This is a genomic window from Nocardiopsis camelliae, from assembly GCF_028993595.1.
GTDB classification, from domain to species: domain Bacteria; phylum Actinomycetota; class Actinomycetes; order Streptosporangiales; family Streptosporangiaceae; genus Nocardiopsis; species Nocardiopsis dassonvillei.
On the sequence record NZ_CP118614.1, the window covers coordinates 216,476 to 238,442 of the forward strand.

A 21,967-nucleotide genomic window follows, 5' to 3' on the forward strand; every position below is an offset into this window, starting at 1 on the left:
CTCTGGAGCCAGTGGGGTTCCAGAGAGATAGTCGTCTTGCCAGTGCCGGTGCCCCCGCTGACCAGGAACGGCACCCGCGAGGCCACCAGGGACCGCAGCAGCTCGGCCCCGCACGGGGTGACCGTTCCCCGTTCGGTCAACCGCTCCAGGGTGAACACCCGCCGGGGCGGCAGCCGCAGCGACACGCACGCCCCGGCGGGCGCCACCGGCGGCAGCACCGCGTGCAGCCGCGCACCGTTGGGAAGCCGGGCGTCCACGTAGGGCACGGCCGCGTCCAACCGTCTCCCCGCCTGCGCCGCCAGCCGCTGGGCCAGTCGGCGCACCGCGTCCGCCGACTCGAAGCGCACCCCGGCGCGGCGCAGGCCCCCGCCGTCGTCCACCCAGACCTCGTCGGGGCCGTTGACGAGGATGTCGGTGACTCCGGGTGTCATGAGCTCCTCCAGCGGCCCCGCCCCGGACAGGTCGGCGGCCAGACGGCGGGTCATGGACAGCACCTCGGTGTCGCCCAGCAGACCTCCCTCGGCGCGCAGCGCCGCCGCGACGCTCGACGGGCTCACCGGCACACCGGACGCCACCAGGCGGTTGCGCACGGCCTCCACCAGGGGGCTCACCGGAGCTTCTCCGCGGCGGGCAGGCCCGCCACGACACGGTCGGCGAACCGGGCCAGGGGCGAGCGGGGATGGCGGGCGGGCACGTCCCCCGCGGCGAGCGACCGGGCCAGCCCCGGCTCGGACGGCAGGTCCGCGCCCAGGTCCACCTTCAGGGTCCTGGACACCACGTCCGCGCTCAGTTCGCCCCGGGCACCGCGCACCACCAGACGCACGGCCCGCGTCTCCTCACGCAGCCGGGCGACCGTCCTGGTCGCCGCCACCACCGAGGGCACGTCCGCCGGGACGACCACGAGCACCAGGTCGGACCGGTTCAGGAACACGGTGGTGGCCGGGTCGAAGGAGCGCGGCAGGTCGGCCACCACCAGGTCGGTTCCGTCCCTGGCCGAGGACAGCACCGCGCGCACGGCACCCACCGGAAGGGGGCCGGTCGGCTCCCTTCCGCGCGTCCAGGTCAGCACCGACACCCGTGAGGTCCCCGGCAGTCCGGCGCGCAGGTCGCGCCAGCGCACCCGTCCGCGCCTGCGCAGCAGGTCTCCCCAGCCGGTCCACCGCTCGGGACCGGGGGAGGGGCTCCGGTCGCACCCGAGGTAGACGTCGGAGCCGCATCCGAACGGGTCGGCGTCCAGCAGGGCGGTGGAGCGTCCGGCGCGCTCACCGGCCAGGGCGATGGCCACCGCGAGCAGGCTGGCCCCGGCACCGCCCCGGCCGCCGATCACCGACACCGTGGGCGCCGGAGCCCGGCCGGGGGAGGACGCCCTCGCGAGCAGGTCGACCAGCAGTGCCTCGTCCCGGGGCAGCAGGAGCACGCGTGCTTCCCGCGCCCCCCGAGGGGGACCCTCCCCGGCGGCGTCCGGGGCCGGACCCTCCACGGGAACGCCCGGCCGGTCCCCGGCCACGCGCGTGCCCGGGACCGGGTGCTCCGCGGCGAGGCCCGGCCGATACGCCTCCGCGGGAGTGCCCGGCCGGTACGCCGCCTCCGGACCGCCCGGAGGGGAGCCCTCGGCGGGGGCGCCCGGCGGGTACCGCTCCGGAGGAACGCGCGGCCGGGGCACCGCGGCGACCGGTGACGCGTCCCCCGACGGGTTCCCGTCGGCGGCGGCCTCCCGGGGGTCCCGTGTCACGACCACGTGGCGGCCCGGCGGAGGGTCGGCGGACCGCAGGAGCGCGCGCAGGTCGGCGCCGACCACGACGAGCGGGGCGCGCGGCCACAGGCTCAGTGCCCGGTCGAGCGTGTGGGCGACGGCGACCTCGGTGGAGGCGGCGGTGGCCAGCCTGAGGAGGTCGTCGAGGAGGAGGGGGTCGGCGGTCGCGAGCAGGGGCCGGTGCTGGACGTCCATGGGACCTCCCGGGTCGAGGGCTTTCCTCGACCTTCGCCGACCGGGCACGGCGGCGAAAGCCCCGATTCGAAGCTGTGGACAACGTCGGCGGGGCGGGTCCGTGCGGGGAGGCCGGGCGTCGCACAGGCGGGCGATCAGGTTCGTCGGAGAGCCGGACCAGCCGGTGCCGGGTCCGTTCGCGGTCCGGTTCACCTGACGGGCGGGATGCGTATACGGGGGCGGATACGCACCCCTGCCCGACAGGCGGGACGAGCGGACGCGGGGACTCGCCTCCACAGGGGGAGAAGGCCGCCACGCGGGGTCCGGTCCCGGGGGGTAGGACCGGGTCCGCTCTCTGGTGAGGGTCTGCGGAGAGACGTGCTCTCGCGACCACCGGAAGGCACACGGACGTCATTCGGCGAAGAGGGATACCACCGGAACGCGAAATGGGGCGCGTACGGCGGAGGCGTGAAGCGGCCGACCCTCTTGGGAACGACGGGACAGACGTTACCACGCAGAGTTCCGTATCGGTTCTGGAATCAAGGGCAAAAATTCGGGTCAACCGCCTTTTCGGCGCCGGAACATCGGCGTAGAAAGAAAGCAGTCGGTGGCTGAGAACCACCCCGACACGACAACCGGGAACCCACGCGCCACTTGGCCCCGTGAGGCCCGTCTAGATCGGACAGGACGATGTCCTGCCTGGTCAGACTAGGGAAATGGACGCCTGCTAACCCGGCGGAACGTGTCGGAGGCGGCGCCCCGGAAGACAGGACGGGGCGCCGTTCGTCGTGTGTGCGCGCAAGGGCCGTGCGGCCCCCGTTCCCTTGCGGAACCGGCAAGCGTGATCGAACCGATACTTTTCCTGAACCTACCGGTCGGTAAATAAACGATTAGTGTTCAACCTTTCGGACACGCACAGTTGTCGGCCGTCAAAAGTTGTTGCCCTTTCCCGGCTTCTCCGTGCGCCCCGCGTACCGCCGAGGCGTCCGGCCCGCCCGCGTGCCCCGCACACCCGCCCGCTCCCGGGCGTCCGGCCCGGGAGCGGGGAAACGGGGGCCGGAGTCCCGCGCTCAGCCGCGCTTGAGGGCCTCACAAGTGGCCAGTGAGTCCTGCGCCCCCGCGCGGACCGCGCGGCAGCAGTACGCCACCCACCCGGCGACGCCCTCCGGAGTGCCGCCCATGTACCCGCGCAGCGCCGGCCCGTACTCGTCCCGCAGCGTCCGGTGCCCGAGCTCCGAGGGCACCAGCGACTTGGGGTCCAGGCCCCGCTCCACCAGCGTCAACCGCTCGGCCGCGCGCGCCACCAGGCCGTCGCCCCACCCGAACGGCCGGACCGCCATCAGCTCCCCGTGCACCAGGGCCGACATCACCAGCGCGGGGACCGACGTGCGCACGCCCAGCAGCGAGTACAGCCCCTCCAGCCGGGCCATCGCCGTCTCCGGAGCCGGGGCCGGCCCCAGCCCCAGGGGGTCCTCGACGCGTTCCCCGGCCGTGCGGGGGCGCCCCAGCGCGTCCGCGGACACCGCGTCCGCCGCGGCCAGCGTGTGCAGCCGGGCCAAGGCCTGGCGCGGCGCCCTCGGCCAGGTGTCCACCAGGCTCCCCAGCTCTCCGGACACCCGAAGCGCGCCCTTGACGCGCGTGTCGTACACGTGCCCCTCGCGGATCTCCTCCATCGAGACCTCGGCGCCCTCCAGCGCCGCCGATGCGACCGCGCCGCGCAGCGCGGACTCCATGGACACGTCGCTGCTGCGGCGGCGCAGCACGCGGTGCCCCAACAGGCGGTCGACCAGGGTCCGTGTCTCGGCGACCGCGTCGGCCACACCGGGCAGTTCGGCGATCCGGGCCAGCGGGTCGGACGCGGGGGAAGAAGTCGGTTCGCTCACGGAGAACAACACTACGCGCCGGTAACACGGGAGGCCCACACCGGCGGGCCGGGTCGGCGGCCGCGCCGGCGGCAACGCGCGAACCTGCCCCTGCGACCGCTCGTCGCGGCGGGGCGACCGTTCGCCGCCCGTTCGTCGCGCGCCCGGCCTTCCCCGCCGCTGGACGCCACCCCGGCTGTTCACGGGGTGTCGCACCACATGATTAATTGGGTGTGAACCAGCCTACGTAAGGAGAATCACAGTGGCCGACAGCACTCCCGCGAGCCAGGAGACACTGTCCAACCTTCTCCACGAGACGCGCAGCTTCCCTCCCCCGGAGGCGCTCGCCGCCGACGCCAACGTCAAGGCCGACGCCTACGCCAGGGCCGAAGAGGACCGTCTCGGCTTCTGGGAGGAGCAGGCCCGCAGGCTCCAGTGGGAACAGCCCTGGGACACCGCCCTGGAGTGGAACCCGCCCTTCGCCAAGTGGTTCGTCGGGGGGAAGATCAACGCCTCCGTCAACTGCGTGGACCGCCACGTGGCCAACGGCCTCGGCGACCGGGTCGCCTACCACTGGGAGGGCGAGCCCGGCGACACCCGCACCATCACCTACGCCGAGCTCAAGGACCTGGTCTCCCAGGCGGCCAACGCCATGACCGGACTCGGCGTGCGCAAGGGCGACCGCGTCGCCATCTACATGCCGATGATCCCCGAGACCGTCGTGGCCATGCTCGCCTGCGCCCGGCTCGGCGCCGTCCACATGGTCGTGTTCGGCGGCTTCTCCGTGGACGCCCTGGGCCAGCGCCTCGACGACAGCCAGGCCAAGCTCGTGGTCACCGCCGACGGCGGCTACCGCCGCGGCAAGGCCAGCGCCCTCAAGCCCGCCGTGGACGCCGCCGTCGCCGACCGCCCCGCGGTCGAGAACGTCCTCGTCGTCCGCCGCACCGGCCAGGACGTCGAGTGGACCGACCGCGACGTGTGGTGGCACGACGCCGTGGAGTCCCAGAGCACCGAGCACACGCCCGAGGCGCACGACGCCGAGGACCCGCTGTACATCATGTACACCAGCGGCACCACGGCCAAGCCCAAGGGCATCCTGCACACCACCGGCGGGTACCTCACCCAGGTCGCCTACACCCACTGGGCGGTCTTCGACCTCAAGCCCGAGACCGACGTCTACTGGTGCGCCGCCGACATCGGCTGGGTCACCGGCCACTCCTACATCGTCTACGGCCCGCTCGCCAACGCGGCCACCACCGTCCTGTACGAGGGCACCCCGGACACCCCGCACAAGGGCCGCTTCTGGGAGATCATCGAGAAGTACAAGGTCACCATCGCCTACATGGCCCCCACGGCGATCCGCACCTTCATGAAGTGGGGGGACGACATCCCCGCCAAGTTCGACCTGTCCAGCCTGCGCGTCATCGGCTCGGTGGGCGAGCCCATCAACCCCGAGGCCTACGTCTGGTACCGCAAGAACATCGGCGGCGACCGCACCCCGGTCGTGGACACCTGGTGGCAGACCGAGACCGGTGCCGTCATGGTCAGCCCCCTGCCGGGCGTGACCTCCGGCAAGCCCGGCGCGGCCATGCGGGCCATCCCCGGCATCGTCGCCGACGTCGTGGACGAGCAGGGCGAGTCCGTCCCCGACGGTGAGGGCGGCTTCATCGTCATCCGCGAGCCGTGGCCGTCCATGCTCCGCGGGATCTGGGGCGACCCCCAGCGCTACAAGGACACCTACTGGTCGCGCTTCGAGGGCCTGTACTTCCCCGGTGACGGAGCCAAGAAGGACGCGGACGGCGACCTGTGGCTGCTGGGCCGCGTGGACGACGTCATGCTCGTCTCCGGCCACAACATCTCCACCACCGAGGTCGAGTCGGCGCTGGTCTCCCACCCGCGCGTGGCGGAGGCCGCGGTCGTCGGAGCCACCGACAAGGTCACCGGCCAGGCCATCGTCGGCTTCGTGATCCTGCGCGGCGGCGAGGAGGAGGTCCCCGAGGACCTGGTCCAGGAGCTGCGCAACCACGTCGGCACCTCGCTCGGCCCGATCGCCAAGCCCGCCCGCCTCCTGGCGGTGCCCGAGCTGCCCAAGACCCGCTCGGGCAAGATCATGCGGCGCCTGCTGCGCGACATCGCCGAGAACCGGGCCGTCGGCGACACCTCCACGCTCACCGACTCCTCGATCATGGAGGTCATCGCCAAGCAACTGCCCTCCGCCAAGCGGGAGGACTGAGCCGAGGGCCCCGCGCGGGCCCCTCGTCCAGCGGTGAACGGCGCCCCGGACCGGGGCGCCGTTCGCTGTCCCCCTTCTCCCCAGCGCCCTCCGGTCCGCGGACCCGTGGCCGCCGCGCCCGCCGCCCGTGCGACCGAAGGCGGCGGCGCCGTTGTGCGTGCCGTGAGAGACGTCCGAGACGGGGTATGTGCGAGGATGCGGAGGATCATCCGTGCGTTCGGACCGAGAGAAGGGAACCTCCACGATGGCGGAGAAGCCGGGTACCGGTGAACCTGGCGCCACCAGGGACACCGACCGTTCGATCAGCGAACTGGTCTCAGACGCCACGGGCAACATCTCCCGTCTGGTCAGCCTGGAGATCAAGCTGGCCAAGCTGGAGGCCAAGGCCGACGCGGCCAAGATCGGCAAGGGCGTCGCCGGTTTCGCCGTGGTCGGGGTCCTCGCCCACATCTTCGTCATCCTCCTCTCGGTGACCGGGGCCTTCGTCCTGTACGAGGTCGCCGGGCTCCCCGGCTGGGCCAGCTTCGGCATCGTCACCCTCGTCTACCTGCTGCTCGCCGCGGCCGTCGGGCTGTACGCGATCGCCACCCTGCGCAAGCGGGAGGGCCTCCAGCGCACCGCGCTGACCACCTCGCGCTTCGCGGGCATCCTGCGCGGCGACATCCGCCCGCCCTCGAACGCCGTCGAGACCGCCGAGGCGTCCGCTCCCGCGACCCGGTAGGCCCGCGCGTTGTTGGACGACTCGGCCGCCTACGTCGACGGCCCCTGGACCCACAGGACCGTCAGCGCGGCGGGGGCCCGGTTCCACGTCGCCGAGGCCGGTGACGGGCCTCTGGTGCTCCTCCTCCACGGCTTCCCCCAGTTCTGGTGGGCCTGGCGCGCCCAACTGACCGCGCTCGCCGACGCCGGTTACCGCGCGGTCGCCGCGGACCTGCGCGGCTACGGCGCCAGCGACAAGACCCCGCGCGGCTACGACCTCGTCACCCTCGCCCAGGACGCCGCCGGACTGGTCCGCGCCCTCGGCTCGCGGGACGCGGCCGTGGTCGGGCACGGCCTGGGCGGCCTCGTCGCCTGGACGATGACCGCCTACCACCCCGGCACCGTGCGCGCCCTGGCCGCGGTGTCGTCGCCGCACCCGCTGCGCGCGGCCCGCGTCCTGGCCTCCGGCGGTCCCGGCGTCAGCCACATGCTCCGGGCGCAACTGCCGATCCTCCCCGAGCACCGGCTCCTGAGCGACGGGTGCGAACGCGTGGGCGACCTGCTCCGGGCGTGGTCGGGCCCCGGCTGGCCCGACACCGAGGCCGAGGAGCACTACCGCCGCGCCTTCGCCATCCCCAAGGTCTCCCACTGCTCCCTGGAGAGCCACCGCTGGATCTTCCGGTCGCGCTGGCGCACGGACGGACTCCGCTACAACGCGCGGATGCGCCGTGCTCCCGTACGCGTCCCCGTCCTCCAGCTCCACGGGTCCCTGGACCCGGTGTGCCCGCCCGGACCGGCACGCGCCTCACGGGGCCTGGTGGCGGGGGCCTACCGTTGGAGGCAGGTCCACGGCGCGGGACACTTCCCGCACGAGGAACGGCCGGAGGAGGTCTCCCGCGCGCTCGTCGAGTGGCTCGCGGAGGTCTCGGCGGGAAGGCGGACGGAGTCCTCGCAGGCGAGGGGGAACGGCGGTGGGGAACTGATGGCGACGGAGACCGCGGACGGGCACCGGGAGTCCGGGGGCCGCGGAGGCGGGCGGGACCGCAACGAGACCGGCCAGGCGCAGAACCAGCGCCCCCGGGACCGGTACGGGCGCCCGATGCCGCACGGGAGCAGGGGCGAGGTGGAGCGGGTACCCGACGACGCCGAGTTCTCCGCGGAGGAAGGCCTGGAGGAGGCCCAGCGGCTGCTCGACGGCGGATACGCTTTCACCGCCCACGAAGTCCTCGAAGCAGTGTGGAAGTCCGCGCCCGAACCCGAGCGGGAGCTGTGGCGCGGCCTCGCCCAGACGGCGGTGGGGGTCACCCACGCGCAGCGCGGCAACATGATCGGCGCGGCACGACTGCTGAGGCGGGGCGCGGACCGCGTGGAGCCGTTCGGACCGGAAGCCCCCCACGGGGTGGACGTGTCGGGGGTGGCGGCGTTCGCCCGCGCCCTGGCCGACGACCTCGACGCCGGGCGCGCCCGTTCGGGTGACGGGATCGACCCTTCGGGGATGCGTCTGCTCGGCGGGTAGCCGCCGAACAACCCGTCCTCCGGCCGGCGCGGCCGGAGGACGGGCGGGCGCAGGCGCACCCGCCCGCGACTTCCGCCGCGGACCGGCGGCGGGCCCCTCGGAGGGCCCCGTGGCACCAGCGCCTCCTGTGAACAGTGAGGTCCGTGTGGCCTGCGGGGCCCATTCCCTTTTTGTGGGCTTATGCGCGCTTTAGCGTTAACATCGCATTACAGCATTATGAGATGTTATATAAGCTGCATATCACCGAAAAAGACATTTATCCTTTTCCTGAGATCACCGGAAGATCACATCTTCGGATTTTCTTGAGGAATGGCGGGCTCGGCTCTCACCTTTCTTTGTCGCCGTGCGTAGACTCCCCGGATCACCGCCCGTGAACACGCGGCACGGGCGGTACGCACCACAACCAAAGGTGGCACCGCTTCGACCCCGCCAAGCGTGCCGTCGAGCCAGCTCAGGCTCCTTCCGGACGGCGGTACGTCCACGACCGAGAGGACCGGCGCCCACAGGGCGAGCCGTTCCGCGCGTTCTCCCGTGGACGGGGCCGAAAAGGTCGTGCCCGTCTCAAGGAGGACGGATTGTCTGGGCTCAACCTCGCCGCTGAAGGCGGCATGGCCCTATCACTGGCAGGCACCGACTTCACCCTCGTCATCATCGTCATGGTGGTGGCCCTTCTGGCACTCGCCGTCGCGGGCGTGCTGGTACGTGAGGTCCTCGCCGCAGGGCAGGGCACAGAGCGAATGCGCGGCATCGCGCTCGCGGTGCAGGAAGGAGCGGCGGCCTACCTCAAACGGCAGTTCCGCACCCTCGCGGTCTTCGTCGTCCTCATCCCGCTCCTGCTGCTCCTGCTCCCCGCCGACTCGTGGGCCATCGCGATCGGCCGGTCGGTCTTCTTCGCCCTCGGCGCCCTGCTGTCGGCGGCGACCGGCTTCATCGGCATGTGGCTCGCCGTGCGCGGCAACGTCCGGGTCGCCGCGGCCGCCCGCGGAGGTGACGACGCCTCCAACCGCACCGCCATGCGCATCGCCTTCCGCACCGGCGGCGTGGCGGGCATGATCACCGTCGGCCTCGGCCTGTTCGGGGCGGCCGTCGTCGTCCTCCTCTACCGGGGCGACGCCCCCATCGTCCTGGAGGGCTTCGGCTTCGGCGCGGCGCTCCTCGCCATGTTCATGCGCGTGGGCGGCGGCATCTTCACCAAGGCCGCCGACGTCGGCGCCGACCTCGTCGGCAAGGTCGAGCAGGGCATCCCCGAGGACGACCCCCGCAACGCGGCCACCATCGCCGACAACGTCGGCGACAACGTGGGCGACTGCGCCGGCATGGCCGCGGACCTGTTCGAGTCCTACGCGGTCGTGCTCGTCGCCTCGCTGATCCTCGGCCGCGTCGCCTTCGGCACCGAGGGACTCGTCTTCCCGCTCCTCGTCCCCATGATCGGCGTGCTCACCGCCATCGTCGGCATCTTCCTGGTCGCCCCCCGCGCCAGGGACAAGACGGCGATGTCGGCGATCAACCGCGGGTTCTTCATCTCCGCGGCGATCTCCGCCGTGCTCGTCGTCGGCACCGCCTTCTGGTACCTGCCCTCCAGCTTCGACCAGCTCTCCGGAGTCAGCCCGCAGGTCCTGGCCGAGATCGAGGAGGCCGGGACCAACCCGGACCCGAGGATCCTCGCGGTCGCGGCGGTCCTCATCGGCCTCGTGCTCGCCACCGCCATCCAACTGCTCACCGGCTACTTCACCGAGACCGACCGGCGCCCCGTCCGCGAGATCGGCGACAGCTCCGAGACCGGCGCGGCGACCGTCATCCTCTCCGGCATCTCCGTCGGCCTGGAGTCGGCCGTCTACTCCGCCCTCCTCATCGCCGGAGCCGTCTACGCCGCCTTCCTGCTCGGAGGCGGCTCCATCACCCTGAGCCTGTTCGCCGTCGCCCTCGCCGGAACCGGCCTGCTCACCACCGTCGGCATCATCGTGGCGATGGACACCTTCGGTCCCGTCTCCGACAACGCCCAGGGCATCGCGGAGATGTCCGGCGACGTGGAGGGCCCGGGCGCGGAGATCCTCACCGGGCTCGACGCCGTCGGCAACACCACCAAGGCCATCACCAAGGGCATCGCGATCGCGACCGCGGTCCTGGCCGCGACCGCGCTCTTCGGCGCCTTCCGCACCTCCGTGCAGGCGCAGCTCGGCGACGCCGACGAGGCCTTCTCGCTCTCACTGGACCAGCCCGACGTGCTCGTCGGCGTCATCATCGGCGCCAGCGTGGTGTTCTTCTTCTCCGGACTCGCCATCATGGCGGTCGGACGGGCGGCGGGCCGCGTGGTCATGGAGGTGCGCGACCAGTTCCGCACCCGCCCGGGGATCATGGACGGCACGGAGAAGCCCGAGTACGCGCGCGTGGTCGACATCTGCACCAAGGACTCGCTGCGGGAGCTGGTCACCCCGGGCCTGCTGGCCGTCCTCGCGCCGATCGCGGTCGGCTTCGCCCTCGGCTACGCCCCGCTGGGCGCGTTCCTGGGCGGCGCCATCGCCGCGGGTGTGCTCATGGCCGTCTTCCTCTCCAACTCGGGCGGCGCCTGGGACAACGCCAAGAAGCTCGTCGAGGACGGCCACCACGGCGGCAAGGGCTCGGAGGCCCACGCCGCCACGGTCATCGGCGACACGGTCGGCGACCCCTTCAAGGACACCGCGGGCCCCGCCATCAACCCCCTGCTCAAGGTGATGAACCTCGTCGCCCTGATCGTGGCGCCCAGCGTGGTGATCTACGCCGACAACGTCGTCCTGCGGGCGGGGATCGCGGTGGCGGCCGTCGCCGTGCTCGTCGGCGCGATCCTGTGGTCCAAGCGCCGCGGGGGAGGCACCGAGACCGACCTCGCCGAGACCGGCGGCCGGTCCGCGCCCAAGGGCGCCCCGGAGACCGGCGGAGGAGCCGCGCCGGAGGGCGGGATCTCCGCGGCCGGGGACGGCGGTGTCGGAGAGGACACCGCCGACGGCGCCGACGACCGCAAGGAGGAGGCCCGCGCCGGAGAGGGGAAGTAGGAGGAAGCACCGACCTCCGCGGCCGCCCGGGTATCCCCCGGGCGGCCGCGCCCGTGTTCGGGCGGGGCCTAACCTGGGAACACAGCCGAGCGAGCGAAGGGGTGGTTCCCGGTGTCCGGGATGAAGGGACTGTTCGTCATCGTGGGTGTCATGGTGGCGTTCATCGCGGCCCTCTCCGTCGTCGCGACGGCGGTGTCCCCGTGAGCGGCGTGCGGCGGCTGCTGCTGATGCGGCACGCCCAGGCCGAGAACGGCTTCGAGGACTTCGAACGCGGTCTCACCGACCGGGGCCGGAGCCAGGCCGAGGCGGTCGGCCGTCTGCTCGCCGAGCGGGGGTACGTGCCCGACCACGTCATCTGCTCCGCGGCCAGGCGGACACGGCAGACGCTGGACGGTGTGCTCGGGGCCATGGAACCGGGGGTCCGCCCGGAGGTGGACTACTCCGAGGCGGCGTACTCGGCGGGGGTGGACACGCTCCTGGAGCTGGTGAACCAGGTGGATCCCGACGCGGGGACGGTCCTGGTCGTCGCACACAACCCGACGGTGGCCCAGCTGGCCGGTGCCTTCCTGGGGAGCCCGGCCGCCTACCCGCCGGCCACGGTCGCGGCCGTCGAGCTGGAGGTGGAGTGGCTCTACGCGGCCCCGGGAACCGGTTCCGGCACACTGCTGAACTAGTGTGACCCAGGACACGCAGGCTTCGAGTTGCCAGACCCCCGGGCCGCGGGTAATGTACTCCGAGTCGCCTCCGAACGGCCCAAAGCCGAGAGGGGTTGCGACACCCTTCCGAGCGAAACGAACGCGATTCTGCGGGCGTGCCGGATACCCCTTCTTCCTCCGAATCACCGTTCCGAGCACTGCTTCGGTGCGGGTAAGCTCGGAGGGCGCTTCCAAGGAAACACGGATAGCGAAACAGGAAACGGGCTTTACCCCGATCAGAAACACCACAAACCGCCGATTTGGCGGGGCGCGGAACACCTGATAAAGTAAAGACACAACAAAGCGGAAACGCACAACGCCTTCGGCGGAAAAGCTCACAGCAGCTTGTACACGAAGAGCGGTTGTTTCTTGAGAACTCAACAGCGCGTGTTTGATTTTCTTTAAGCCATGTTTGTTTTGGCCCCGTCACACAGAACCATTCCGGTTCGTGTGCGGAGGTTCCTTTGATTAGCCGGGGTAACCCGGTTGGTCAGGATTACTTCTAGGTTTACCCGCCCAGGCCTCACGGCCGGGTCGGGTTGAGTGACCTTTATGGAGAGTTTGATCCTGGCTCAGGACGAACGCTGGCGGCGTGCTTAACACATGCAAGTCGAGCGGTAAGGCCCTTCGGGGTACACGAGCGGCGAACGGGTGAGTAACACGTGAGCAACCTGCCCCTGACTCCGGGATAAGCGGTGGAAACGCCGTCTAATACCGGATACGACCCGCCACCTCATGGTGGAGGGTGGAAAGTTTTTCGGTCAGGGATGGGCTCGCGGCCTATCAGCTTGTTGGTGGGGTAACGGCCTACCAAGGCGATTACGGGTAGCCGGCCTGAGAGGGCGACCGGCCACACTGGGACTGAGACACGGCCCAGACTCCTGCGGGAGGCAGCAGTGGGGAATATTGCGCAATGGGCGAAAGCCTGACGCAGCGACGCCGCGTGGGGGATGACGGCCTTCGGGTTGTAAACCTCTTTTACCACCAACGCAGGCTCGAAGTTCTCTTCGGGTTGACGGTAGGTGGGGAATAAGGACCGGCTAACTACGTGCCAGCAGCCGCGGTAATACGTAGGGTCCGAGCGTTGTCCGGAATTATTGGGCGTAAAGAGCTCGTAGGCGGCGTGTCGCGTCTGCTGTGAAAGACCGGGGCTTAACTCCGGTTCTGCAGTGGATACGGGCATGCTAGAGGTAGGTAGGGGAGACTGGAATTCCTGGTGTAGCGGTGAAATGCGCAGATATCAGGAGGAACACCGGTGGCGAAGGCGGGTCTCTGGGCCTTACCTGACGCTGAGGAGCGAAAGCATGGGGAGCGAACAGGATTAGATACCCTGGTAGTCCATGCCGTAAACGTTGGGCGCTAGGTGTGGGGACTTTCCACGGTTTCCGCGCCGTAGCTAACGCATTAAGCGCCCCGCCTGGGGAGTACGGCCGCAAGGCTAAAACTCAAAGGAATTGACGGGGGCCCGCACAAGCGGCGGAGCATGTTGCTTAATTCGACGCAACGCGAAGAACCTTACCAAGGTTTGACATCACCCGTGGACTCGCAGAGATGTGAGGTCATTTAGTTGGCGGGTGACAGGTGGTGCATGGCTGTCGTCAGCTCGTGTCGTGAGATGTTGGGTTAAGTCCCGCAACGAGCGCAACCCTTGTTCCATGTTGCCAGCACGTAATGGTGGGGACTCATGGGAGACTGCCGGGGTCAACTCGGAGGAAGGTGGGGATGACGTCAAGTCATCATGCCCCTTATGTCTTGGGCTGCAAACATGCTACAATGGCCGGTACAATGGGCGTGCGATACCGTAAGGTGGAGCGAATCCCTAAAAGCCGGTCTCAGTTCGGATTGGGGTCTGCAACTCGACCCCATGAAGGTGGAGTCGCTAGTAATCGCGGATCAGCAACGCCGCGGTGAATACGTTCCCGGGCCTTGTACACACCGCCCGTCACGTCATGAAAGTCGGCAACACCCGAAACTTGCGGCCTAACCCCTTGTGGGAGGGAGTGAGTGAAGGTGGGGCTGGCGATTGGGACGAAGTCGTAACAAGGTAGCCGTACCGGAAGGTGCGGCTGGATCACCTCCTTTCTAAGGAGTCTTTACAGGCCGGCATTACTTCTACAGCCGGCCGGACTCGAAAGTGGACCCGGCAGCATGACACATCTTCGGGTGTGGGCTGTTCGGGAGTGGCTGAAGATGAATCGAACTTGACCTCGGGCGACTAGAAGCGTCCGGGGGCGCGCTGTTGGGTGTCTGAGGAAACAACCTCCGGCTGGTGGCCTTTGGGCCTGGTCGGGTGTTGGTTCCCGCGGACCGCCTCTGAGAACTCTCGGTTCCTTGCCGTTGTGGCTGAGGATGTGAGTGGTGTTGGGGTATGCGGTTGGTGTTTTGATTTGTGAATAGTGTGCGCGAGCATCTTATTATCTGTAGTGGCCAAGTGATAGTGGCACACGGTGGATGCCTTGGCACCAGGCGCCGATGAAGGACGTGGGAGGCCGCGATAGGCCACGGGGAGCTGTCAACCGAGCTGTGATCCGTGGGTGTCCGAATGGGGAAACCTAGCCCGAGTTGTGTCGGGTTGCCGCCATCTGAATGTATAGGGTGGTTGGTGGTGACGCGGGGAAGTGAAACATCTCAGTACCCGTAGGAAGAGTAAACAACAGTGATTCTCCTAGTAGTGGTGAGCGAACGGGGAAGAGGCTAAACCGTAGGCGTGTGATAGACGGCAGTCGTTGCGTTTGCGGGGTTGTGGGATGCGTCTGTCTGGGTCTGCCGACCTGGAGCGCTGAGTGGTTCTTGTAGCTGAAGCCGTTGGGAAGCGGTACCGGAGTGGGTGAGAGTCCCGTAGGTGTAGGAAGAACCTAGGTGTTGGATGTATTCCCGAGTAGCGCGGAGCCCGTGAAAGTCCGTGTGAATCTGGCAGGACCACCTGCTAAGCCAAAATACGTCCTGGTGACCGATAGTGCACTAGTACCGTGAGGGAAAGGTGAAAAGTGCCCCGGTGAGGGGTCGTGAAATAGTACCTGAAACCGTGTGCTGTCAAGCCGTCAGAGCTGAACTTCGTGTTTGGTGATGGCGTGCCTTTTGAAGAATGAGCCTGCGAGTCATGGTGTGTGGCGAGGTTAACCCGGGTGGGGTAGCCGTAGGGAAACCGAGTCTGAATAGGGCGATTTGAGTCGCATGCTGTGGACCCGAAGCGGAGTGATCTACCCATGTCCAGGGTGAAGCGGGGGTAAGACCTCGTGGAGGCCCGAACCCACCAGGGTTGAAAACCTGGGGGATGAGGTGTGGGTAGGGGTGAAAGGCCAATCAAACTCCGTGATAGCTGGTTCTCCCCGAAATGCATTTAGGTGCAGCGTCGCGTGTTTCTTGCTGGAGGTAGAGCTACTGTTTGGCTGATGGGCCCGACAAGGTTACTGACGTCAGACAAACTCCGAATGCCGGTTAAGTGAAGCGTGGCAGTGAGACTGCGGGGGATAAGCTTCGTAGTCGAGAGGGAAACAGCCCAGATCATCAGCTAAGGCCCCTAAGCGTGTGCTAAGTGGGAAAGGTTGTGGAGTTGCTGAGACAACCAGGAGGTTGGCTTAGAAGCAGCCATCCTTTAAAGAGTGCGTAATAGCTCACTGGTCAAGTGGTTCTGCGCCGATAATGTAGCGGGGCTAAAGCACACCGCCGAAGCTGTGAAGCTCAAGACTAGTTTCTTGGGTTGGTAGGGGAGCGTCGTGCGTCCGGTGAAGCTGCCGAGTGATCGTGTGGTGGAGGGCGTGCGAGTGAGAATGCAGGCATGAGTAGCGAAAGCAACGTGAGAAACGTTGCCGCCGATTGACTAAGGGTTCCTGGGGCAGGTTAATCCGCCCAGGGTGAGTCTGGACCTAAGGCGAGGCCGACAGGCGTAGTCGATGGATAACGGGTTGATATTCCCGTACCCGTGCACGAGCGTCCAGTACTGAATCAGGTGATGCTAACCACGCTGGTGGTCTTGGGTCCCTTCGGGGAGCTTTGACTTACTGGTCTGGGAACCGAGCTTGTAGTAGGTAAGTGATGGGGTGACGCAGGAGGGTAGCTCTACCCGGCGGTGGTTGTCCGGGGGTAAGCGTGTAGGCTGAGAGGTTGGCAAATCCGCCTCTCATGTGAGCTGAGACGTGATGCCGAGCCGTTTTTGGTGAAGTGAGTGATCCCATGCTGTCGAGAAAAGCCTCTAGCGAGTTCGTGTGTGGCCAGTACCCTAAACCGACGCAGGTGGTCAGGTAGAGAATACCGAGGCGTTCGGGTGAACCATGGTTAAGGAACTCGGCAAATTGTCCCCGTAACTTTGGGAGAAGGGGAGCCCTGTCTGGTGACGGATCTTGCATCCTGAGCTGGGTGGGGTCGCAGATAGCGGGGGGAAGCGACTGTTTATTAAAAACACAGGTCCGTGCGAAGTCGTAAGACGCTGTATACGGACTGACGCCTGCCCGGTGCTGGAACGTTAAGAGGACTGGTTAGTGGGGGTTCGCCCCTGCGAAGCTGGGAATCTAAGCGCCAGTAAACGGCGGTGGTAACTATAACCATCCTAAGGTAGCGAAATTCCTTGTCGGGTAAGTTCCGACCTGCACGAATGGCGTAACGACTTCCCCACTGTCTCAACCATGGGCCCGGTGAAATTGCACTACGAGTAAAGATGCTCGTTTCGCGCAGCAGGACGGAAAGACCCCGGGACCTTCACTATAGCTTGACATTGGTGTTTGGGATGGTTTGTGTAGGATAGGTGGGAGCCGGTGAAGCTGTCACGCTAGTGGCGGTGGAGGCGTTGGTGAAATACCACTCTGACTGTTTCGGGCATCTAACTTTGGACCGTGATCCGGTTCGGGGACAGTGTCTGGTGGGTAGTTTAACTGGGGCGGTTGCCTCCCAAAGAGTAACGGAGGCGCCCAAAGGTTCCCTCAGCCTGGTTGGTAATCAGGTGTTGAGTGTAAGTGCACAAGGGAGCTTGACTGTGAGACGGACGTGTCGAGCAGGAGCGAAAGCTGGGACTAGTGATCCGGCACCGGCGTGTGGAAGCGGTGTCGCTCAACGGCTAAAAGGTACCCCGGGGATAACAGGCTGATCTTCCCCAAGAGTCCATATCGACGGGATGGTTTGGCACCTCGATGTCGGCTCGTCGCATCCTGGGGCTGGAGTTGGTCCCAAGGGTTGGGCTGTTCGCCCATTAAAGCGGCACGCGAGCTGGGTTTAGAACGTCGTGAGACAGTTCGGTCCCTATCCGCTGTGCGCGTTGGAGACTTGAGAAGGGCTGTCCCTAGTACGAGAGGACCGGGACGGACGAACCTCTGGTGTGCCAGTTGTCCTGCCAAGGGCATGGCTGGTTGGCTACGTTCGGGAGGGATAACCGCTGAAAGCATCTAAGCGGGAAGCTTGCTTCGAGATGAGGTCTCCTGCCTCCTTGAGGGGGTAAGGCTCCCTATAGACGATGGGGTTGATAGGCCGGGTGTGGAAGCCTTGTGAGGGGTGGAGCTGACCGGTACTAATAGGCCGAGGGCTTGTCCGCTGCAGATAATTGGATGTTCGCGCACACTTTTCACGGAGTTTACTGCTCACTGTGATTCCCTGCCCTGTGGGGGTGGGTGGAGTTGGGTGGGTGGTGTGTGGTTTCCGTGGTGGTTATTGCTGGAGGGTCACACCCGGTCTCTTTCCGAACCCGGTCGTTAAGTCTCTTTGCGCTGATGGTACTGCCCTGTGGTGGGGTGGGAGAGTAGGTCGCTGCCACGGTTTTTCTTGAAGGAGGGGTGGGGTTGCCTGTTAGGGGTGGCCCTGCCTCTCTTTTTTTGTGTGGGGGTGGGGTGCCTGTTAGGGCGGGTCCGCCCCTTTTTTTTGTGTGGGGGTTTGTGCGTTTGTGAACGTTGGGGTGGGTGTGCGGGGGTGTGGGTGCCTGGGTGGGCCCCCTTGTTTCCAGTCAACCGGATGCGGGCGTGTCGGTGCCAGGGCCTGTTGCGTGCTGTGGACAAAGGCCCCGCTCCCACTCGGGAACGGGGCCTGGTGGTTCCAGGGAGCCGGGCGGGGACGTCAGTCGTGCGGCACCGCACTCGACACCGGCTCGATCTGCCCCCGCATGTCCGCGGCCTCGATCTCCTCCCGGGTGATCCCGAGGATGAAAGCGATCGTGTCCAGGTAGGGCACGTTCACCGAGGTGTCGGCCTGCTGCCGCACGACCGGCTTGGCGTTGAACGCCACGCCCAGCCCCGCCGCCTGCAGCATGTCCAGGTCGTTCGCGCCGTCGCCCACGGCCACGGTCTGCTCCAGGGGCACACCGGCCTCCGCGGCGAACCGCTCCAGGGTGGTCGCCTTGCCCTTGCGGTCGATGATCGGCCCGACCAGTTCGCCGGTGAGCTTGCCGTCGACGACCTCCAGGGTGTTCGCGGCGGCGTAGTCCAACCCGAGGCGCTCCACGAGCACGTCCGTGAACTGCGTGAAGCCACCGCTGACGATCCCGCACTCGTAACCCAGGCGCTTCAGGGTGCGCACCAGCGTCCTGGCGCCCGGAGTCAGCTGGATCTCCTCGCACACCTTGGGAATGGCGGAGGCGTCCAGGCCCTTCAGCAGCATCACCCGGCGGCGCAGCGACTCCTCGAAGTCCAGCTCGCCGCGCATGGCCTCCTCGGTGACCCGGGCGACCTCGTCCGCGCATCCGGCGTGCGCGGCCAGCAGCTCGATGACCTCGCCCTGGATCAGCGTGGAGTCCACGTCCATGACGATGAGGTGCTTGGCCCGCCTGTGCAGGCCGCTGGGCTGCACGGCCACGTCCACCCCCTGGGTGGACCCCTCCATGGCGAGCTCGGCGCGCAGCTGGTCGACGTCCCCGCCGGAGATCTCCATCTCCACGGACGTCACCGGGAAGCTGGACAGCCGCTCGATGCGGTCGATGTTCGCGCCCGCGCGCGCGACGCACGACGTGAGGGCGCCCAGGGCGCCGGGACGCAGCGGATCGGCCAGGACGGTCACGTGCAGCCGGTCGTGGACGACCGCCTTCACACGGCCGTTGTCCTTCCCGCCGCCCTTGCCGCAGCCGACCTCCATGTCGAGGTCGATGGCGGTCTTGTCGAGCGCGTTGCGGACCTCCTCGAAGACCCGTGAGGGACTCACACCGGGAGCCACCCGCTCGTCAACCTCCAGGACCGCGCCCAGCACGAGGCGGCCCGCCAGGACCACCTGTTCCAGGTCGGCGATGGTCACCGGAAAGACGGAGAGGGTGCTCAGAAGACGAGCACTGATGCCCGGACGGTCGTGGCCGGTCACCGTCACCAACAGCGTGGATTTCTCATTCATGGCGGTGTCCACGGTACTCGGCCGCATCGGAGGGGCGTCGCGCAGGGCTGACCCTTTTCCCAGCTAGTTCACTATGTGGACAGCTGGAGGCGCGACGTACGTCACCTGTCCTTCCGACTCTTCTTCTTTCGCTTGGGGCCCTTGGCCTTGACGTCCACCCCGCCCAGCATGCAGGTTCCCGTCAGACGGACGACCGGGGCGTTCGGGTCGGTGAGCTGGTCCGTTCCGTGCAGATCGGCGCCGCCCAGGATCCCGGACGTGTTGTTGATCACCCTGACCCCGTGGGGCACGACGATGTCCACCCCGCCCATGATCACCGCGACCTGGATGGTCACCTCGTGCTGGCTGAGCACCGCCTCGCGCAGGTCCAGTTCCACCCCGCCGCACAGCACGGACACGTTCGTGCGCGGCTCGACCAGCCAGCGGCCCTTGCGCTCGCAGCCGCCGAACACCGCGACCAAATTCTCCGAACCCTTGCTCTGCCCGGCAAGGTCGCGCGCCTCGCTGCCCAGGATCTCCATACCGCTGGGCGCGTCGGAACGCCGTTCCATCGACGCGTAGTCGTACCCGTGGCCGGGCACGGGCAGGTCCTCCACGATGGGGCCGAGCTCGCCCATGGTCTTGGCCCGGTAGAGGGTCTCCAGCCGCTCCTCGTGCTCGACCGGGGTCAGGCGGCCCTCGGCCAGGGCCTCGCGCAGCCGCTCGGCAACCTTGTCCCGGTCCGCGTCGGAGGCTCGGATGTGCTCGGGCTGCATGATGACGGGTCTCCTCGTTCCTTCCGTGGGGCCGGGGGTCCGGCCTGCCACACGTCCAGTATCGGCATTCTCCGCCTCCACGGGATCAGGTAACGCCCCTGGCCCGACCCCGAGAATTCCGCTCCCCGTCCCAGGGTGTTCCCATCCCCCTCCAGAGTGGCCCGCGAGCCCACGCGGAACAACCCCCGCCCGCCCCCTCCAACGCCTCCGCGCCCGGCCGAATCCGGGGCCGGCGGCCCGCCTGCCGGGACCGGGCGCGCGGCCCCGGGGTGGTGCGCGCCGCAGGGCCGCGGTGGCGGGGGCCGTAGGACGGTTCCGGGGCCCGCACCATGGAGGGCGCCCCGCCGTCCTCCCTAGCGTGGCCGCATGACTCCGGACCCATGCGCCCGCGCCCGCCCCCGCCCAGATCCACACCCGGTACAGGCTCCATGCCCGGGGCCACGCGGCGGACACCGCCTCCTCCGGGTCCTCGGCCTCCTGGGGGCCGCCGCGCTGCTGCTCCCGCACGCGGCCCACGCCTCCGCCGGCCCCTCCCGGACCCCGGCCCCCGCCGCGGTCGACGCCCTCGTGGAGGAGTACCGGGAGGCCACCGGTCTTCCCGGCGCGGCGGTGGTCCTGACCCACGGCACGGAGGTCGTCCACGCGGAGGGGTACGGCACCACCCCCGGCGGGGAGCCCGTCACCGAGCGCACGCCCATGGCCGTGGCCTCGGTGAGCAAGTCCTTCACCGCGCTGGCGGTCCTCCAGCTGGCCGAGGCTGGAGAGCTCGGCCTGGCCGACCCGGTGCGGGAGCACCTGCCCGGGTTCACGATGGCCGACCCCCGCGCGGCACGGATCACCGTCCGCCAGCTGCTCGACCAGACCTCCGGCATGTCCGACTCCGAGTTCGCCTCCTACAGCCGGGGCAGGAGCACCCTCACCCTGCGCCAGTCCGTCGAGGACCTGCGAGACGCGGGCCTGGCCGCCGAACCCGGCACGCGCTGGGAGTACCACAACCCCAACTTCCAGGTCGCCGCCCGCCTGGTCGAGGTGGTCAGCGGGCGGTCCTTCGCCGACCACCTGGACGAGCGGGTCCTCTCGCCGCTGGGGATGGACGACACCACCACCGTCGACACCGACCTCGACCTCCCGCCCGGCGCGCGCGGCCACATCAGCGTGCTCGGCCTCCCGGTCCCGGCGGACGAACCCCCCGGGTTCGGCAACGGCTCGGGCGGAGTCCTCAGCACCGCCGCGGACATGGGCGCGTGGCTCGTCGCGCACAACAACGGCGGCCGCGGCCCCGGCGGCGACCGGGTCCTGTCCGAGGAGGGGATCGAGGCCCTGCACACCCCCTCGCCGATCTCCGGAGGCTCCTACGCCCTGGGGTGGTCGACGGACGAGACCGGTTCGGGGGCGCCTGTGGTCGAGCACAGCGGCAACCTGATGACCGCCACCGCGCACCAGGCGCTGCTGCCCGACAGCGGCCACGGTGTGGCGGTCATGGCCAACAGCGGGTCGGCGGGCAGCGGAGCCTCCGGCCTGGCCGCCGCGCTCGTGGAGCTGATCGACTCCGGGCGGGCGCCCGCGCCGCCGACGGGCACGGTGGTGCTGGCCGCGGACGCCGTCCTGCTCGCCCTGGGCGCCGCCGCCGTGCCGCTGGCCTGGCGCGGCGTCCGGCGCGCGGGCGACTGGGCCCGTGCGCGCGAGGGCCGCCCGTGGTGGGCCCCGGCGGCGCGCCTGCTGCCCTACGCCGCGCCGCCGCTGCTGCTGGCGTTCCTGCACGAGGTGGTCGGGTGGCTCTACCGGGGCAGGGACGTGGCGTGGTTCCAGGTGCCCTACCTCTTCACGTCCTTCTGGGTGGCCCTTGTCATACTCGCCCCGGCCTGCGCGGCGGTCGCCTCGGTCCGCGTCGTCCGTCTGGTGTCGGTGCGCCGCGCCGCCGGAGGGGGCGCGGAGCGCGCGTCGGGCTGAGCGGC

The 21,967-nt window shown here is 68.6% G+C and carries 10 protein-coding genes, 3 rRNA genes and 2 pseudogenes; 10 read left to right on the forward strand and 5 right to left on the reverse strand.

Annotation, left to right across the window (positions count from 1 at the left end):
- Nucleotides 1-26 precede the first annotated feature (26 nt).
- The 3 genes and pseudogenes from PV789_RS01085 to PV789_RS01095 form a co-directional block, all read right to left on the reverse strand.
- A pseudogene (locus tag PV789_RS01085) lies at nucleotides 27-611 on the reverse strand (ATPase, T2SS/T4P/T4SS family); the annotation flags it as partial.
- On the reverse strand, nucleotides 608-1,948 hold the full coding sequence (gene ssd / locus PV789_RS01090; protein WP_274975765.1) for a septum site-determining protein Ssd: 1,341 nt from the start codon (nucleotides 1,946-1,948) through the stop codon (nucleotides 608-610). The pseudogene PV789_RS01085 and the gene ssd, both read right to left, overlap by 4 nt.
- Before the next feature lie 1,049 nt (nucleotides 1,949-2,997).
- Nucleotides 2,998-3,810, reverse strand: a complete 813-nt coding sequence (locus PV789_RS01095; RefSeq protein WP_274975766.1) for a Fic family protein — start codon at nucleotides 3,808-3,810, stop codon at nucleotides 2,998-3,000.
- Between the two features lie 241 nt (nucleotides 3,811-4,051).
- On the opposite strand from PV789_RS01095, the gene acs reads away from it, so the two are divergent.
- The 9 genes and pseudogenes from acs (at nucleotide 4,052) to rrf (ending at nucleotide 17,703) form a co-directional block, all read left to right on the forward strand.
- On the forward strand, nucleotides 4,052-6,022 hold the full coding sequence (acs, locus tag PV789_RS01100; protein WP_047867803.1) for an acetate--CoA ligase: 1,971 nt from the start codon (nucleotides 4,052-4,054) through the stop codon (nucleotides 6,020-6,022).
- Between the two features lie 244 nt (nucleotides 6,023-6,266).
- Complete coding sequence (locus tag PV789_RS01105) at nucleotides 6,267-6,743, forward strand: phage holin family protein (protein WP_047867802.1); 477 nt, start codon at nucleotides 6,267-6,269, stop codon at nucleotides 6,741-6,743.
- Nucleotides 6,744-6,857: 114 nt separating this feature from the next.
- Nucleotides 6,858-7,607: pseudogene (locus PV789_RS01110) on the forward strand (alpha/beta fold hydrolase); the annotation flags it as partial.
- A gap of 96 nt (nucleotides 7,608-7,703) precedes the next feature.
- Nucleotides 7,704-8,237, forward strand: a complete 534-nt coding sequence (locus PV789_RS01115; RefSeq protein ID WP_274978013.1) for a DUF309 domain-containing protein — start codon at nucleotides 7,704-7,706, stop codon at nucleotides 8,235-8,237.
- Nucleotides 8,238-8,845: 608 nt separating this feature from the next.
- Nucleotides 8,846-11,266 carry a sodium-translocating pyrophosphatase gene (locus PV789_RS01120; RefSeq protein ID WP_274975767.1) on the forward strand — a complete coding sequence of 807 codons (2,421 nt, stop codon included), beginning with the start codon at nucleotides 8,846-8,848 and terminating at the stop codon, nucleotides 11,264-11,266.
- 200 nt (nucleotides 11,267-11,466) lie between these two features.
- Complete coding sequence (locus PV789_RS01125; protein WP_274975768.1) at nucleotides 11,467-11,940, forward strand: SixA phosphatase family protein; 474 nt, start codon at nucleotides 11,467-11,469, stop codon at nucleotides 11,938-11,940.
- Nucleotides 11,941-12,510: 570 nt separating this feature from the next.
- A 16S ribosomal RNA gene (locus tag PV789_RS01130) occupies nucleotides 12,511-14,043 on the forward strand.
- Nucleotides 14,044-14,385: 342 nt separating this feature from the next.
- Nucleotides 14,386-17,483 (forward strand): 23S ribosomal RNA (locus PV789_RS01135).
- Between the two features lie 104 nt (nucleotides 17,484-17,587).
- A 5S ribosomal RNA gene (gene rrf / locus PV789_RS01140) occupies nucleotides 17,588-17,703 on the forward strand.
- The 16S, 23S and 5S rRNA genes sit together here, the layout of an rRNA operon.
- Before the next feature lie 294 nt (nucleotides 17,704-17,997).
- On the opposite strand, the gene serB is transcribed toward rrf, so the two are convergent.
- Nucleotides 17,998-19,257 (reverse strand): phosphoserine phosphatase SerB, encoded by a 1,260-nt coding sequence (serB, locus tag PV789_RS01145; RefSeq protein WP_274975769.1) that lies wholly within the window; start codon nucleotides 19,255-19,257, stop codon nucleotides 17,998-18,000.
- A gap of 101 nt (nucleotides 19,258-19,358) precedes the next feature.
- Nucleotides 19,359-20,012 carry a DUF1707 SHOCT-like domain-containing protein gene (locus tag PV789_RS01150; protein WP_248772997.1) on the reverse strand — a complete coding sequence of 218 codons (654 nt, stop codon included), beginning with the start codon at nucleotides 20,010-20,012 and terminating at the stop codon, nucleotides 19,359-19,361.
- 366 nt (nucleotides 20,013-20,378) lie between these two features.
- On the opposite strand from PV789_RS01150, the gene PV789_RS01155 reads away from it, so the two are divergent.
- Entirely contained in the window at nucleotides 20,379-21,962 is a 1,584-nt protein-coding gene (locus tag PV789_RS01155) for a serine hydrolase domain-containing protein (RefSeq protein ID WP_274975770.1), read from the forward strand.
- Nucleotides 21,963-21,967: the final 5 nt, after the last annotated feature.